Annotated in this window: 15 protein-coding genes; 12 read left to right on the forward strand and 3 right to left on the reverse strand. The window is 48.6% G+C overall.

Annotated elements, in window-relative coordinates:
- The first annotated feature begins 17 nt into the window (after positions 1 to 17).
- The 8 genes from ACN0R1_RS14745 to ACN0R1_RS14780 all read left to right on the forward strand — a co-directional run bounded on the left by ACN0R1_RS14745 (position 18) and on the right by ACN0R1_RS14780 (position 8862).
- Entirely contained in the window at positions 18 to 1568 is a 1551-nt protein-coding gene (locus ACN0R1_RS14745) for an ABC transporter substrate-binding protein (protein WP_417584172.1), read from the forward strand.
- A 52-nt stretch (positions 1569 to 1620) separates the two neighbouring features.
- Positions 1621 to 2604 carry an ABC transporter permease gene (locus ACN0R1_RS14750; RefSeq protein ID WP_417584173.1) on the forward strand — a complete coding sequence of 328 codons (984 nt, stop codon included), beginning with the start codon at positions 1621 to 1623 and terminating at the stop codon, positions 2602 to 2604.
- The gene (locus ACN0R1_RS14755; protein ID WP_417584175.1) at positions 2601 to 3440 is read left to right on the forward strand and encodes an ABC transporter permease; all 840 of its coding nucleotides are present in this window, start codon (positions 2601 to 2603) and stop codon (positions 3438 to 3440) included. The genes ACN0R1_RS14750 and ACN0R1_RS14755 overlap by 4 nt, the downstream gene beginning before the upstream one ends.
- Position 3441: 1 nt before the next feature.
- Complete coding sequence (locus ACN0R1_RS14760; RefSeq protein ID WP_417584177.1) at positions 3442 to 5085, forward strand: ABC transporter ATP-binding protein; 1644 nt, start codon at positions 3442 to 3444, stop codon at positions 5083 to 5085.
- A 36-nt stretch (positions 5086 to 5121) separates the two neighbouring features.
- Positions 5122 to 6024 carry a 2-hydroxyacid dehydrogenase gene (locus tag ACN0R1_RS14765; RefSeq protein WP_417584179.1) on the forward strand — a complete coding sequence of 301 codons (903 nt, stop codon included), beginning with the start codon at positions 5122 to 5124 and terminating at the stop codon, positions 6022 to 6024.
- 5 nt (positions 6025 to 6029) lie between these two features.
- Entirely contained in the window at positions 6030 to 7292 is a 1263-nt protein-coding gene (locus tag ACN0R1_RS14770) for a Zn-dependent hydrolase (RefSeq protein WP_417584181.1), read from the forward strand.
- 29 nt (positions 7293 to 7321) lie between these two features.
- Positions 7322 to 8344, forward strand: coding sequence for a histone deacetylase family protein (locus tag ACN0R1_RS14775; protein ID WP_417584183.1), 1023 nt, complete (start codon positions 7322 to 7324; stop codon positions 8342 to 8344).
- 134 nt (positions 8345 to 8478) lie between these two features.
- Entirely contained in the window at positions 8479 to 8862 is a 384-nt protein-coding gene (locus tag ACN0R1_RS14780) for an MAPEG family protein (protein ID WP_417584185.1), read from the forward strand.
- A 47-nt stretch (positions 8863 to 8909) separates the two neighbouring features.
- Here ACN0R1_RS14780 and ACN0R1_RS14785 read toward each other — a convergent pair whose 3' ends face one another.
- Positions 8910 to 9770 (reverse strand): SDR family oxidoreductase, encoded by an 861-nt coding sequence (locus tag ACN0R1_RS14785; RefSeq protein ID WP_417584187.1) that lies wholly within the window; start codon positions 9768 to 9770, stop codon positions 8910 to 8912.
- Between the two features lie 90 nt (positions 9771 to 9860).
- Here ACN0R1_RS14785 and ACN0R1_RS14790 point away from each other — a divergent pair, with 90 nt between their 5' ends.
- Positions 9861 to 10307: a winged helix-turn-helix transcriptional regulator gene (locus ACN0R1_RS14790; RefSeq protein WP_417584189.1), complete on the forward strand. Its 447-nt coding sequence runs from the start codon at positions 9861 to 9863 to the stop codon at positions 10305 to 10307.
- On the opposite strand, the gene ACN0R1_RS14795 is transcribed toward ACN0R1_RS14790, so the two are convergent.
- Positions 10283 to 11650, reverse strand: coding sequence for a hypothetical protein (locus ACN0R1_RS14795; protein ID WP_417584191.1), 1368 nt, complete (start codon positions 11648 to 11650; stop codon positions 10283 to 10285). The two genes, ACN0R1_RS14790 and ACN0R1_RS14795, sit on opposite strands and share 25 nt — an antisense overlap.
- Positions 11651 to 11820: 170 nt before the next feature.
- On the opposite strand from ACN0R1_RS14795, the gene ACN0R1_RS14800 reads away from it, so the two are divergent.
- From ACN0R1_RS14800 to ACN0R1_RS14810, 3 genes are all read left to right on the forward strand, one after another.
- Entirely contained in the window at positions 11821 to 13404 is a 1584-nt protein-coding gene (locus ACN0R1_RS14800) for a methyl-accepting chemotaxis protein (protein WP_417584193.1), read from the forward strand.
- Between the two features lie 200 nt (positions 13405 to 13604).
- Positions 13605 to 13904, forward strand: coding sequence for a N(2)-fixation sustaining protein CowN (gene cowN / locus ACN0R1_RS14805; RefSeq protein WP_417584195.1), 300 nt, complete (start codon positions 13605 to 13607; stop codon positions 13902 to 13904).
- A 100-nt stretch (positions 13905 to 14004) separates the two neighbouring features.
- A complete protein-coding gene (locus ACN0R1_RS14810) occupies positions 14005 to 15111 on the forward strand; it encodes a DUF3541 domain-containing protein (protein ID WP_417584197.1) in 1107 nt (368 codons plus the stop codon).
- On the opposite strand, the gene corA is transcribed toward ACN0R1_RS14810, so the two are convergent.
- On the reverse strand, positions 15076 to 16140 hold the full coding sequence (gene corA / locus ACN0R1_RS14815) for a magnesium/cobalt transporter CorA (RefSeq protein ID WP_417584199.1): 1065 nt from the start codon (positions 16138 to 16140) through the stop codon (positions 15076 to 15078). The genes ACN0R1_RS14810 and corA overlap by 36 nt on opposite strands.
- Positions 16141 to 16152 lie beyond the last annotated feature (12 nt).

The following is a 16152-nucleotide window of genomic DNA, read 5'->3' on the forward strand; positions in this document are numbered from 1 at the left end:
TCTTTAGGGGATTTGATATGAAAAAAGTAATTATGGCGACCCTTGTGGCCAGTATGTCTTTCTGTGGTGTCTTGCAGGCTCAACCGACAGATGGCGGAACAATCAATGTTGTAGTGCAGCCTGAGCCGCCTAGTTTAATGATGGGGATGTATTTTAATGCAACCACCCAGCAGGTCGGGGGAAATATTTTTGAGGGCTTGCTACGTTATGACAAGAACCTAGATCCATTTCCCTTGCTGGCAGAGACCTGGGAAAGCTCCGAAGATGGTAAAACCTGGACCTTTCATTTGAAGGAAGGTGTAACCTGGCATGATGGTCAGCCGTTCACGTCTGCCGATGTGGTGTTCTCTATCGACGAGCTGTTGCGAGAAACCAACCCACGGTTAAGAGCGTCTTTGGCATTTGTAGACAGTATCACTGCGCCGGATGATCACACCGTTGTATTTGAACTGAATGAACCGTTTGGTCCGTTTATCCGGCTATTTGAAGTAGGCACTACACCGATTTTGCCTAAGCATATTTACGCCGGTACTGAATATAAAACCAATCCGGCCAACCACCATCCTGTGGGAACAGGCCCCTTCCGGTTCGTCGAATGGCAGCGGGGTTCTTATATCCACTTAGCCAAAAACGAGGCCTATCACGTTGAAGGGCTGCCTCATATCGATGACTTGTATTGGCATGTTATCCCCGATGCTGCTTCACGATCAGTGGCTTTTGAAACGGGTCGGATAGATGTGCTGCCTGGCGGTTCGATTGAAAATTTTGATATTCCACGTATCAGTGCATTAGACAACAGCTGCACTACCACCGACGGATGGGAGTTATTTTCGCCGCATGCCTGGTTGTGGTTGAACAACCGTCAGGGACCTATGGCCGATGTGCGCTTTAGACAAGCGGTGATGTATGCCATGGATCGAGAGTTTGCCAAGGATGTGCTGTGGAACGGTTATGGAAAAATTGCTCAAGGACCGGTGGGCTCTAAAACCCGCTTCTTTGATGCTTCAGTACCTGCGTACGAATATGATCCGGCTAAAGCGAAAGCCTTACTGGCAGACATGGGCTATGACGGAACACCTGTAAGCATTATGCCGATGCCTTATGGGGAAACCTGGCAGCGTTGGGCTGAGGTGATTCGACAGAATCTGGATGACGTTGGTATTGAGACAACGATTGTTTCCACAGATGTGGCTGGTTGGAATCAGCGGCTGTCTGACTGGGATTTTGATATTTCATTCACCTATCTATACCAATATGGTGATCCTGCTTTGGGTGTTTCTCGCACTTACACCACTGACAATATTGCTCAGGGCTCTCCCTGGAACAATGTACAGGGTTATAGCAATGCTGAAATAGATCAATGGTTCAGTGAGGCGGCAGTGGCTTTTCCGGATGAAAAGCGCATGGAACTCTACAGTCAGATCCAGCACAAGCTGGTGGATGAAGTTCCCGTGGCTTGGTTGATGGAGCTGGAATTTCCAACGATTTACAACTGCAAAATTGAGAATTTGATCGATTCGGCCATAGGTGTCAATGATGCCTTTGGTACGGCTTGGATCAAACAGTAATGAAAAGGCTGCTGCGAAGCAGCCTTACCTCGCCGTACGCATGGTATCGAGCATGACAATTAAAACCGTATTTTACATTGGTGGCAGACTGGTCAAAGGGTTGCTGGTGCTGCTGGTTATCGCCATTTTTAACTTTTTCCTGATTCGTGCTGCGCCAGGTGATCCAGCCAAAGTGATGGCTGGCGAAGCTGGCGCAACAGATGAGCTTTTTTTGCAGCAACTTAGAGAGCAGTTCGGACTGGATCAACCGCTGTATTATCAACTCTGGGTTTATATCAGTAATTTGGTACAGCTTGATATGGGGATGACTTACCGGCAACAGATGCCGGTGTTTGATCTGATTATGGAGCGGATGCCTGCCACATTACTCTTAACTGGTGCCGCCTTTCTGTTTTCACTGTTATTGGGTGTGTTGGCTGGAGTCATTGCAGCGGCCAATCACCGTAAATGGCTCGACTCTGCGATCACCGTAATAGCATTGGTGTTTTACGCTACCCCATTGTTCTGGCTAGCGATGATGGCATCGTTGCTATTCTCTGTACACTTGGAGTGGTTACCCAGTTTTGGTATGCAAACGGTGGGCGCTAACCTGACAGGGTGGGCTCATCTGCTTGATGTGGCTAAGCATCTGGTGTTGCCAGCGGTGACGCTGGGCCTGTTTTTCACCGCTGTGTATGCCCGTATGACGCGCACCTCCATGATAGAGACAGGGCGATTGGATTTTGTCAAAACGGCTAAGGCGAAAGGCATGTCTCCTGCGCGTGTTACTTATCGACATGTTCTGAGAAACGCCATGTTACCCGTTATTACGTTAGCAGGGCTGCAGGCGGGACAGTTGATAGGCGGTGCTGTACTAACTGAAACGGTATTTGCATGGCCTGGTATCGGACGTTTGATGTTCGAGGCGCTGTTTCAGCGTGACTACAACCTGTTATTGGGCGTGTTCTTCGTCTCTTCGGCGATGGTCGTTCTGTTCAATCTGATTACTGACGTCATCTATTGCTTTGTTGATCCACGAATCGAGTTGTCAAAATGAAGATTATCAAAACACTTGCTCATAATAAGGTGGCGATGGTGGGGCTGATAGTGTTTGTTCTGTTAGTTCTTGTCGCCGTGTTTGGTCCCTATTTATACGGTGTTTCGCCCTGGAAAATGGTACAGAGACCCTTTCTGCCACCCTTTGAAAACAGTCAGTATTTGTTAGGTACAGATACCCTCGGGCGCGATGTACTTGCTGGCTTGATTCATGGCGCGCGAATCTCGCTACTGGTCGGCCTGATCTCTACGGTTATTGCATTGATGATCGGTGTTCCTTTGGGTGCTTTTGCGGGCTATCACGGCGGATGGATCGATGATGTGCTGATGCGTTTTACCGAAATCTTTCAGACAGTGCCCAGTTTCGCGTTGGCGATTGTGCTGGTCGCTATCTTTGAACCCTCGGTTTATTCGATTACTGCAGCGATCGCTTTAGTCAGTTGGCCTCCCGTTGCACGCTTGGTCCGGGGGGAGTTTTTGTTGCTGCGTAGTCAGGAATATGTGCTGGCCGCAAAGCTAAACGGTCAGTCCAATATTAATATCATTCTGCGTGAAATACTGCCGAACAGCCTGTCACCTATTATCGTGCTGGCATCCCTTATGGTTGCCACAGCGATTCTTCTAGAGTCCTCGTTATCGTTTTTGGGTTTAGGTGACCCAGATATTATTTCTTGGGGGTACATGATTGGTGCTTCCCGTACCGTTATGCGTCAGGCCTGGTGGTTGAGCTTTATCCCAGGTGTCGCTATCGCGATCACAGTGCTGGCGCTGAACCTGTTAGGTGAGGGCCTGAATGAGGCGTTAAATCCTAAGCTGTCTGGCAAGCGAGATAATTGATATGAAACCGATTTTGAAAGTTGAAAACCTCAGTATTTGCCTGCCAGCGGGTGCCGATCGTGACTATGCCATTCATCAGGTCGATTATGACCTGATGCCCGGTGAGATTTTATGTGTGGTCGGTGAATCAGGTTCGGGTAAATCCATGACGGCGAATGCCATTATGGGGCTTCTGCCTAAAGGCATTGAGGCTACCCAAGGGGCTATCATTTTTGATGGATATGACTTGATATCTCTGGAAGAACGCCGAGCTCGTATGATGCGTGGAAATCGTGTGAGCATGATATTTCAGGAGCCTATGACCGCATTGAACCCGCTGATGCGCATCGCGGATCAAATCGGTGAAGTGTTTCAGATTCATAGTCAAATGCGTGCCGCTGATCGTCGACAGAAAACACTAAAACTGTTACAGGATGTGGGTTTACCTGATCCGTTGAAAATGATGCGAGCTTATCCGCACCAGCTATCAGGCGGTCAACGCCAGCGGGTGATGATTGCGATGGCATTGGCATTGGAGCCTGCCATTCTGATTGCTGATGAACCGACAACGGCGCTGGATGTTACGACGCAAGCGCAGATTTTAGAATTAATCAAAGAGCTGCAACGCAAGCGTGGAACGGCTGTGCTTTTTATAACGCATGATTTTGGTGTGGTTGCCGAGATCGCCGATCGTGTTGTGGTGATGGAAAAGGGCGTAATGGTTGAGATTGGGGATAAAGCACAGGTTCTAAATCATCCCAAGCATCCCTATACCCAAAAGCTGATTGCTGCCGTCCCACCACTGACAGCACCTGAGCGGAAAGTACGCACTCAACTGGATGATGAGCCAATACTCTCTGTACGCGATTTGTGTAAGACCTACGTCACAGGCGGTGGCTGGTTTAGCAAACCGCGCATAGTGAGTGCTGCAGATCATGTCAGCTTTGATCTCTACCGAGGTGAAACCTTGGGGCTGGTAGGAGAATCGGGTTCAGGTAAATCGACGGTGAGTCGTTGCATCGTTAGGCTACTGGACTCGGATAGTGGCGAAATTCTGCTTGGAAATAGCCCGATCCAGTCATTGAAAGATAAAGAGTTGGCGCCTTTTCGTAAGCGCATACAAATGGTATTTCAAGATCCCTATGCATCGCTTAATCCGCGTAAAACCATTGGACAGATCATTGCTGCGGGTCCGATTGCGCAGGGCGTCCCAGCGGCCGTGGCATTAGCCAAAGCGGTCGAGTTACTGGAGCTTGTTGAGTTGCCAGCCTCCGCTCTTAAGCGTTATCCACACGAGTTTTCTGGCGGACAGCGTCAGCGCGTCGGCATTGCTCGTGCATTGGCACATGATCCGGAAGTGCTGGTTGCAGATGAAGCGATATCGGCGCTGGATGTATCGGTACAGGCGCAGATTCTGGAACTCATCGATACGTTGAAGAAACGCTTGAATCTTGCCGTGCTGTTCGTTGTGCATGACCTCCGGGTCGCCGCACAGGTGTGTGATCGCGTGATTGTGATGCAGTATGGCCAGATTGTTGAGGCTGGGAACACGACTGAGGTGTTTGAATCACCGTCTCATCCTTATACGCAGAATTTGATTGCTTCTATCCCGGGAGCTCACTGGAGCTCGCGACCTGAACTGGACGTCGTGGGGGCTAGTAGATAAATGCAGTATGGCATTTTACACAGCAGTAGCGTCGATATGACGCCCTATCTGTCTCATTTTCAGCCCTATGCAGGTGAGTTGAGCGTGTTCACGCAAGCGATGCCGCACGACCCTGAAAAAATCAGCTTTGCACTGCTATGGCAACCTGACCCTGACTTTTTCGAGCGTTATCCGAATGTGCATTTGGTGGCATCGATCGCGGCCGGCGTAGATAACATTCTTGCCTGTCCAAGCCGCCCGGCTGATCTGCTGGTTTGTCGCAATCGTGATCCAGAGCAAGCGGCGATTATGAGTACCTTTGCTATCTGGCATTTGATCGGCCATCAGCGAAACTTCATGACCTATCTTGAGCAGCAAAGGCGCCACCAGTGGCTACGTCAGCCAATGCGAGCACCCAGCGAAGTGAATGTCGGTGTTTTGGGGCTTGGGTTTATGGGAGAACGGATTGCCAGAGACTGCTATGCATTGGGATTCAATGTGGCCGGGTGGCGTAAGCAGGAGAAGTCGACGGCTTGTTCGGGAGTGCAAGTCTTCCATGGTGAAAAGCAATTACAGGGCTTTTTGCAACGTACGGAAGTACTGATCTGCGTGCTACCGCTGACGCATGAAACTCAGGGTATTTTGAATGCCTGGTTATTCCAACAACTGCTGCCGAATGCTTACCTGATTCATATCGGCCGGGGTGCGCATCTGAATACCGAAGATCTGTTTAATGCACTTGAGCAGGGCACGCTTACGGGAGCTTCAATTGATGTATTTACCGATGAACCCCTGCCGGCTAACAGCCCCTTTTGGGATCACCCTAACATCATTGTGACCCCACATGATGCCAGCGATGTACGCCCAGCAACGGCCGTTAATAACCTCGTAGATGAGTTGCGGTGCTATCTGCAGCAGCAACCACTGAAAAATATTGTACAACCTGCCATTGGATATTAAACAACATGACAGCGCCTAGATGTAACCGTGAAAGACTCTGGAATACGTTGATGACCATCGGAGAGATAGGTCATGTCGAGGTTGAAGGCAGTAAAGCTGGTGGGTGTCATCGTCTGGCGTTAACAGCCAAAGACAAGCAGGCGCGAGACCTTTTTATCAGTTGGGCTGAGGCTTTGGGATGCAGCCTGAGAGTTGATGCCATAGGTAATTTATTTCTCAGAAGAGAGGGTGCAGACTCCAGTTTGGCCCCAGTAATGACTGGGAGTCATCTGGATACTCAGCCAACCGGAGGTAAATTCGATGGCGTGTATGGTTGTATTGCCGGATTAGAGGTGTTGCGTTGTTTGCATGAGCAGGAGATTTCGACACGCAGGCCCATTGAAGTAGCCGTTTGGACCAATGAAGAGGGCGCTCGCTTCAAACCTGCCATGCTGGGTTCGGGAGTATTTGCGGAGGTGTTTTCACTACAGGACGCTCTGGATACCCAGGATGCTGAAGGCGTGCGTGTCGTAGATGCATTGAGCGATTTGGGGTATGCGACACAGGCGGCCGATAGTCGGCCTGATTACTATCAATACTATGAACTGCATATAGAGCAAGGCCCCGTATTGGAGGCGAAGGATATTGATATTGGCATCGTATCAGGTGTGCTGGGGATGTGTTGGTATCAAGTGGACGTGGTGGGGCGTTCCTGTCATGCGGGTCCTAGCCCTATGCATCTGCGCAAGGATGCGCTTGTTGGAGCGTCGCGAATGGTGCTGGAGTTAACTGACATGACAGCGGCAAATGGCGACAACAGCCGTTGTACGATTGGCGAGTTAGCTATCCCTAATGCATCAACGAATGTGTCACCTGGGGAAGTCAGCTTTTCGTTGGATCTCAGGGAGGCAACCGAGGAGCGGCTTGAACGACTGGAACAACGCGCGGTGGAAATCATGCATCGCATTGCCGACGAGCAAGATCTGACATTGTCTGTCCGTAAAACCTGGACCTTACCGCCATGTCATTTTGACAAGCACTGCCTTGACTTCATCAGCAAGGCCGCCGAACTGAACGATCCCGACATGAAGACGTACACTCTGACCAGCGGGGCCGGTCACGATGCGGTTTATATCAATCGAGTGATACCGGCGGCGATGATTTTTGTCCCTTCAGAAAAAGGGCTGAGCCACAATGAGTGTGAATATACCCGCCCAGAGCACCTTGAAACAGGTTGCAACCTGTTGCTGAGCACACTCCTTCTGGCGGCAAACGCTGTCGATAATTAATACCCGACCACTCTGCCAGGAAGTACAGAATGAAAGCATTTTATCATCCGGATCAGACTAAGCATGATCCCAAGTTTTACATGAAAAATGGTAATCGAATTCAGGCACGGGAAGTGCCTGAGCGTAGCCTGATTTTTCAGCGCACCTTGCAGCAAATGGGGATTCCTTTGTGTACGGCGGAAGACGTAGGTATGGGACTGATTGCGAGAGTGCACTCGCCGGACTATCTGAGTTTTTTGAAATCTGTTTATGCACGTTGGGAGACATTACCGGAAGCCAGTGAGGAGATTATCCCTAAAAGCAATCCGGGGCGTTATGCCGCAACCTATCCGAAAGATATTATTGGCCAAGTGGGTTGGCATTTGATGGATACCTCATGCCCAGTGGGAGCGGGCACTTGGCCGGGTGTTTATGCGTCAGCCCAGACGGCAATCAGTGCGGCGCATGCTGTGGCTAGCGGTGACGTAAACTCCAGTTATGCTGTCTGTCGTCCACCGGGGCATCATGCCTATAGTGATGGCTGTGCCGGTTTTTGTTTTTTGAATAATTCGGCTATTGCGGCTGAGCGTTTGCTGGAGTCTTTTGGACGGGTGGCCATTTTGGATGTGGATTTGCATCACGGTAATGGCACACAGGCGATATTCTGGAATCGTCGGGATGTGATGACCTTGTCGATCCATGCCGATCCGGCTTGTTGTTATCCTCATTTCTGGGGGTATGCACATGAACGGGGAGCCGGTGATGGATTGGGTTATAACTTAAATCTGCCTATTCCTGAAAATACCGGTGATGCCGAGTACATGAGATATTTGGATCAAGCACTGGAGACTTTGGAAGGATTTGCTCCAGATGCCATTATATTGGCATTGGGGCTGGACGCTTCGGAACAGGACCCGTTCGCTGTGCTCAAGTTGACTACTGAAGGCTTCGCTGAAATTGGACGTCGTGTAAACAGCTTGAAAAAGCCTACAGTCATTGTCCAGGAAGGAGGCTATGTTTCTCCAATCTTAGGGGAAAACCTGGCGGCTGTGTTACAGGCATTTAATTCATAACGGTTTGCAGCAGCCTGTTGCATTTATCGGGCAGGCTTTTTTTTCTATACAACTAGGCATGATTCTTCTACCTTAAACGCTGTATTAATTGGCAATCACTTCTGCACAATCTGCAGATAACAAGGAATTAGGTCATGTCTATCACACCGCTCTATGCTGCTTTATTGGCACTGCTGTTTGTCTTTCTAAGCTTTCGGATTATTCGCCTGCGCCGGGCATTACAGGTTGGTCTGGGGGATGCCGGCGACAAACAGTTAGGTCGGGCTATCCGGGTGCATGCTAATTTTGCGGAATATGTGCCGCTGGGACTGTTGCTAGTATTTTTTGTTGAAGCGCAGCAAGCTCCGTTTTGGTGGGTGCATTTGTTAGGATTACTGTTACTGCTAGGGCGTCTATTGCATGCTTATGGACTGGGGCAGGTAAATGAAACGCTAATATACCGTATGATCGGGATGGTGATGACGTTTGCATCGGTAGTTTTTTCAGCCGTTTACTTGCTGGTGAGCGTGTTATTTTAATTGTTTTGGCAACAATGACTGCTCCCTGAGGAGCAGTCATTAGATGATTAGAGTTTTTCTAGCGCCTTCTGCAGGGCACTTTCCAGTGATGTGGTAGGTTGGCCGGTTAACTGGCTGAGTTGCTGACTGCCATCAAACAGCGCGCCTTGGCTAGCACCTGCATCCGAATCGGCGAGTAACTCTGCCAGAGGCTCTGGCAAGCCTACGCTGATCAAGGTGTTTCGGAAGTCGGTTTCTGTGAGATCCTGATAAGCGATGTTTTTCCCAGTCAGTTGACTGATTTTATCTGCATATTCTGCCAATGAATAACTGCTGTCTCCAGCCAGTTCATAGGTTTTATGGTAGTGTTTGGCACCTTCCAGCAATACAGTGACGGCGGCGGCCGCATAATCATGACGTGTTGCCGATGCAATGCGTCCTTCACCTGCACAGCCAAGTACTACGCCATGCTCCAGTGCGGCGGGTAGGCTGGCAAGGTAGTTTTCTGTGTACCACCCATTACGTAACAACACCCAGTTTAGTCCAGATGCTTGCAGCAGGGTTTCTGTCTGTCTGTGTTCATCTGCCAAACCTAAAGGTGAGCTATCTGCATGCAGCAGGCTGGTGTATGCCAGCATGGTAACTCCCGCTTTTTTAGCTGCATCAATCACGTTGCGATGCTGATTCGTTCGTTGACCCACTTCGCTTGAAGAGATTAATAACAGCTGCTGAATACCTGTTAAGGCTAGGTCTAAACTTTCTGGTTGGGTGTAATCCATTTGGCGTACCTGCACGCCTCGTGATTGAAGATCGGAAACGCTTTCAGGCGTACGTACGCCAGCCACAATTTGTTCGGCCGGTAGGCTCTGTAATAACAGTTCAATGACCTGACGGCCTAACTGTCCAGATGCTCCAGTAATTAAAATCATGATATTACCTCAGTGGTGTATTTAATTGTGGATGCAAGACTAGCACTCATGCTAACTTATAGTAAGTACATACAAAAAGGTAAGTGTTAAATGAATGGTATTTCTTCGAAAACTAAACTGCTGGGTAATACGCTGGCTGAGCAGATGCAGCGCGGTCAGGTGTTTTCTGATCGCTGCCCTTCGCGACAAGTGTTAAATCATGTGACCAGTCGCTGGGGGGTACTGGTGTTAATTGCATTACTGGAAGATACCTACCGTTTCAGTGAGTTGCGACGGAAAATAAACGGTGTCAGTGAACGGATGCTGGCGCAGACGTTGCAGGCCCTGGAAGCCGATGGCTTCGTATTGCGAACGGCCTATCCTGTGGTGCCACCACATGTAGAGTACAGCCTGACGCCTATGGGAGAGGAAGTGGCTGTCAGGGTACAAGCACTGGCCGATTGGGTTGAAGAGAATCTACAGCGGGTGTTGCAGGGTAACACAAACGCCGCTGAGGCTAGTGTATTGAGTCATCAGGAATCGAAGGTGGCACCATAGGCTTTCATCCCAGATTCTTTCAAGGCATGCATAGCATCAATGGTAAACTTTTGATTCGACATGACAAAAACGGCTTCAGGGTTATAATGCTCACAGGCTTGGAGTAGTAGGGCAATATAGGTTTTGTCTGTAAAGGATTTTAGATCGGGATCCTTGGTGTTCAGTATATGGACATTGATTTCCTGATCGGAAATTTTGTTCATCAGGCTTTCGAGCAAAGGTTGGGTAAACTCTTCGGGCTGATCCTTGCCAATCCATAGCACATTGATACGTGTATGGGTATTTAATACCAGACAAGGAATCACTGGCGCGATACCACCTCCCGTTACTAAAATCAGAATGTTGTCATAGTTTGCATGGTGGTACATAAAGCCCTTGAAACGGCGCATTTTTGCTGTGGTTTCTGCCAGTAAAAACCTGCCGTTTTTGGCCGATTCGACCACTTCCGTCGTTCTATCACCCGCGGGCGTGATATAAATCACACGATTATCCTTATCATCGAAATCAAGCATTGAGTCGCCAAATGGATGGAAATAACGGTTGCCCAGCGTCATCCGTGTATAGGTGCCGAAGCTCGGTTTACCCGGCAATCGCATTCCGATTACATGAGGGCCAACATGGACTAACTTTGGATAGACTTCACTTACGCCGATCCAGGGGGCTGTCAACATGGTGATAATGGTAAGGATTAGATAGGGTTCTGGCTGACTTATAAAGTGAGTCAGCGAGTATGAAGATTCAATCCCTGTTAGCAAAAAATAGGCAACTAACAGGGTGACGGCTAGATAACCTCCATAGCGGTGAATATTTTCGAAGTGGTTGTGATACTTGCGTCTGAAGACGGCAAACGATGTGAGAATAATGATCGTTACCAGCCCAAGTAGAGCTACCAGTAGTACTTCATCCACGTAGGGGGCTGCAAACGGCTTGTATCCTGCATGAACACCTAGCCACACCAGCGTTGAAACTGCCATAAAGCGGTGAAAAAAGCCTATTCTGTCTGAGAGGTTATGCCAGGTTGGTAGTTTGCCCAAGCGGCCGATGGAGTGGTACATCAGGTGATTTACAGTGTAACTGCGGGACGCAATTGTCAGTACCAAACTGATCAGTGTGATAAGTGCGGTGCTTTCCCCGGCATTATTGCTTCCCTGTAAGTATTGCCAGGCAATCAGGTTTAAAAGACTGGCTATAAGTAACCAAAAAATAAATGCAGGTAGTGCGTTGTGCAGTTGCCGAGTCAGACGGTTGTTGATCTTCCTATGATAGTCCCTGGGAGCTTTTCTGAATGCGGTAATGACCTTCTCAAATGCCCGAAACTCTTCCATTGATTCCTTGCTTCTCATAGCGACTTTCCTGTTTAGTTACTCCAGTTAGTCAATATCATAGTCCTCTACAAAAGTGTGTCATTGAGCCTGATCACTTCATTGATATTTATCAACTATTTCAATCGATTGCTACGATAGTATTAGAGTCTCTCCCGTCTGGTATCAGACCTATTACCTGTGAGCAGTCGATGAAGAAAAATCTTCCCGTCACGGATACAGAACACCTCCTCAATGAAGAAGACATGATTGTTACTCTGACTGATCCTAAAGGCATTATTACCTTTGCTAATGAGGCCTTTATCCGTATCAGTGGGTTCTCAAAAGAAGAATTAATCGGCACATCGCATAATCTGGTTCGTCATCCAGATATGCCTGAAGCTGCATTCAAGGATATGTGGGATACCCTGAAATCAGGGCAGTCATGGATGGGACTGGTAAAAAATCGTTGTAAAAATGGTGATTTTTATTGGGTTAGTGCATTTGTGTCCCCTTGCCATGACAACAATCGCCTGGTGGGGTATCAGTCAGTACGTTTTCGGCCCACGCGGGCGGCAGTTAAACGTGCGGAACATCTGTACAGGCAGTTACGTCTAGGGCGTAAACCGCGTTTGATGCATCGTTTGGACCCCCGTAATCTTGGCACTACTGTACGCCTGATGGTGGCGCTGAGTTTTGCCTTCTCGTTGCAGTGGCTGTACGCCTGGTTTGTTTTTGAACTGCCAAAAACCGGGGCATTTCTCAGTGCTATGGGTGCGATTATCCTGACACCCCTTTTGGCATGGTTATTTTCGGGTAAAAACCGTCTGATCGCTGCCAGAGCGAAAAAGGTGGTTGATAAGCCCTTAATGACCCTGGCTTATATGGGGTCGCTGGATGAAAGTGCGTTGGTGGCGCATGAGGCCTTGTTTAACAAAGCTAAAATATCGACAGTTGCTAGCCGTATACATGAAATCAGCCGGGATTCAGAGCTGATTTTCAGTCAAATGAATAGCGCCGTAGATCAGACGCTTAAAGGTGTTGATCAGCAGTTGGATAAAAGCCAGGTGGTGGCTAATGCCATGCAGTCTCTGTCAGCTACCCTTCGGGATGTGGCTAGAAATACCGGTAATGCGTCAGCTGCGGCGCAGCAGACAGAAGTATCGACTCGAAAGGGTAAGCAGGTACTGCAGGATTCAGTATTGGCAATGGAGTCTCTAGCTGCAGAAGTTACTCGAGCAAGTGATGTAATTCATCGGCTGGAAGGGGATGTCACCAGTATTAATCATATTTTGGATGTGATTTCAGGCATTGCAGAACAAACCAACCTGCTGGCACTTAATGCGTCTATTGAAGCTGCCCGGGCAGGAGAGCAGGGACGAGGCTTTGCCGTTGTTGCCGACGAGGTACGTTCGTTGGCTTCACGAACACAGCAAGCCACCCAGGAAATTCAACAGATGATTGAACAATTGCAGACGGGTTCAAAAGAAGCCGTTAAGGTGATGTCTCGATCTGAGCAGAAAGCCAGAGAAGGTGTTGATCAGGTTAGTCTGGCTGATAAAGCACTGGATGAAATTGCTGAATCTTCGCAGATTATATCTACTATGAATCGTCAGGTTGCTGGCGCTGCTGATGAGCAACTCAGCGTGGCAGAAGATGTGAATGCTCATATTCAACATCTCGCTGAGCTGGGACGAAGCAACGCAGACATTGCCTTGGATTTACGCAAGCAGGGTGATGAGTTACACGCGTTCAGCCATTCGATCAATATCACGGCAGAACAGTTACAGCGCTGACTATGCAACAAACCTGACAATTGTCAGGTTTGTTGGCTGTGTTGTGACGCTTCTCCTTCACTATCAGTGAGTTAAAAGGCTCTTTTAGCTAGGTTTTATTGATCTGTGACAATTTAGTGCCAGTTAACGCTTAGCTTTGGTCTGGCTGGTGCTGCTTTTGCATCCGAGCAATAGACTTTAACATTATTAAGGAGACTGGTATGGATGGAAGGCTTAAGGGCGAGGATGAAATAGATCGCTATGTAACCTTCAGGGGAATTGATTGCGATGGCAATGCGGCACGGGTTATGGGACTGATTGAACAATATGCTGCAGATCATCGCTATACATCACCTTTCTGGGACTATTTTTTTAAAAAACGTAAACCCTTATCTGGGCCTGAACCGGATGATCTGTTCCTGATTCATACCAACATTAATCAGATTTATGAGCTATTTCAAAGTGCTGAAGATGAAAGTGCACTGGCGCTGTTGCAGTGGGTGGAGTTCAATTGTTGCTAAGGTTGTGAGTCACAGGCTGTTGCAAGGGAAAGTGTGAGCTTTTTGAAATGGGGTGTACACTGTTCCCATTAAATGGGTAAACCTGTCGGAGTATTGGGTAATGCTGCGTTGTTTTCGTCCTGTCTATCTGGTTTTTTTGCTGCTGTGGCTGGTGTCGGCATGCAGCCAACCTTTGCAATCATCGGCACAGCAGGCCGAAGTTGTTTCGTCTATCCGTGAGCATTATGAAGAGCGGCTGAGCGAGTTACCTTTATCGTTACAGAGGCACTATGCTCAGCGCCTTTATCGTATGACTGGGGATGAGGTTTTCCTGCCTTATAACCAGCATTACGCACAACAACTGATCTCAACCCTGCGCCGGGACCTGGATTCTCTGGCGGAGGAGCCGGATTACTTGCTGTATCGTGATCAGGCTTTGCTACAGGCTCGCTCGCTAAGAACTGTTCGCCAACGTCAGCGTGTTGAGCTTTTGCAGGCTCATCCGGGAATGACGTTTGCTACGGATCTGGTGTTTCGTATGATTCAGTTGGACTACTATGGTTTATTGGATAGTGCACTGGGTGAACGCTCTGATCCAGCATTTGAACTGCTGGCATCTATGCCATTTGATGAGTTCGTTCTCAGTGAAAAGGCGGTACGTCATTATGCTGCTCAGGCCGCTAATCTGGTCTGGTTTCTGCAGCAGTTGGGCGTGACGGATTTACGTGAGCCTTTTTTAGCACGTTTTCAGTCGATTTATCCGCATGATCGGGATAATTTACTCAGCTCTCAGGAGTTTCATAACAAAATTTACGGCATGACACATATTGTCATTGCAGCTAGCCGCTACTATCAGGATACCTTGCCATCTGACACCTTTCCGTGGATTACTGATTATTTTATTGATCAATTGCCTCGGCTGCTGGAGACGGCGACCGAGGATATTCTGGCGGAAGTAGGTATCAGTCTGGCATTGACTGACCATATCGATCACCCCGCGATAGGGCAACTACGACAGGCGTTGACGGCAGCTTATGATAGTGATGCTAGGATGATCCCATCACCCCAGGGGAGTACGGATTTTGCTCGTGGAGAACATCGTAACGTACTGGCAGTGATGCTGCTGAGCTGGCCGGAGGAACTCTACCCTGGGCCACATATCGATCCGAAAATGTTGGAAGAATTCAGATATTCACAGCCAGTGTCGGCGCCGGAAGTAGAGTACTAAGCCCAGGGTGACAATCAGCATAAAACCTATCACGGCAGGATAGGCCCAAGGATAGCCCAGTTCCGGCATGAATTCGAAGTTCATGCCGTAGACTCCGGCAATAAAGGTTAATGGCATGAAGATGGTGGCTATCAGAGTCAGGGTTTTCATCACATCGTTCATGCGATTATTAATACTTGAAAGATACAGATCTAGCATGCTGACCAGTAGCTCACGCAAGGTCTCGATGGTATCCAGAATATGGATAGTGTGGTCGTACACATCTCGTAGATAGAGCCGAGTTTCATCGCCTATGAGGGGGTTTTCATCTCGCATTAAGCGGCTTAATAGTTCTCGCAAGGGCCAGACAGCTTTGCGTAGTAGTAACATTTCCCTTTTGAAGTGATGAATTTTGCTAAGCGTATTGGGAGTCGGTTGTGTGACCAGTTCATCTTCCAAAGCTTCGATTTGATCGCTCAGGCTTTCCAGCAGCAGGAAATAATGATCTACCACGGCATCTATCAGTGTATAGGCGAGATAGTCGGCTTGCAGTAGACGCTGTCGACGGCCATTACGGAGTCTTTCACGCACACCGTTAAAGACATCACCTGGGCGTTCCTGTACAGAGATCAACAGGCGATCGCTCAGAATCAAGCTGAGCTGCTCGGTACGAATTTCCTGGGTTTTGTCACAAAATTGCAGCATTTTGACTACGATGTAGAGATAACCATCGTATGCCTCCAATTTGGGGCGCTGATCAGTATTAAGAAGATCTTCCATGACCAGTGGATGCAGTTTTAATAGCTTGCCCAGCGATTCAATGATAGGCACCTGATGTGACCCGTTCAGGTTGATCCAGGAAATGCTGTCGCTGGTTAATAAGTCAGCGCAGTCATCAGGGTGATGTAATTCAAACTCCCGGAGGTGATGCTGATCATAATCGATGACTTGCAGAGTAACCTCCGCGTTATTCTGTTCACCGACATGCACCAGAGTGCCAGGGGCTGCTCCAGCTTTTTTCCCGCGTTTTATTACCAGCTTGTGCGCCATCTGAACCTTCCT

It is taken from the genome of Nitrincola sp. (assembly GCF_048264025.1).
Lineage (GTDB): Bacteria > Pseudomonadota > Gammaproteobacteria > Pseudomonadales > Balneatricaceae > Nitrincola.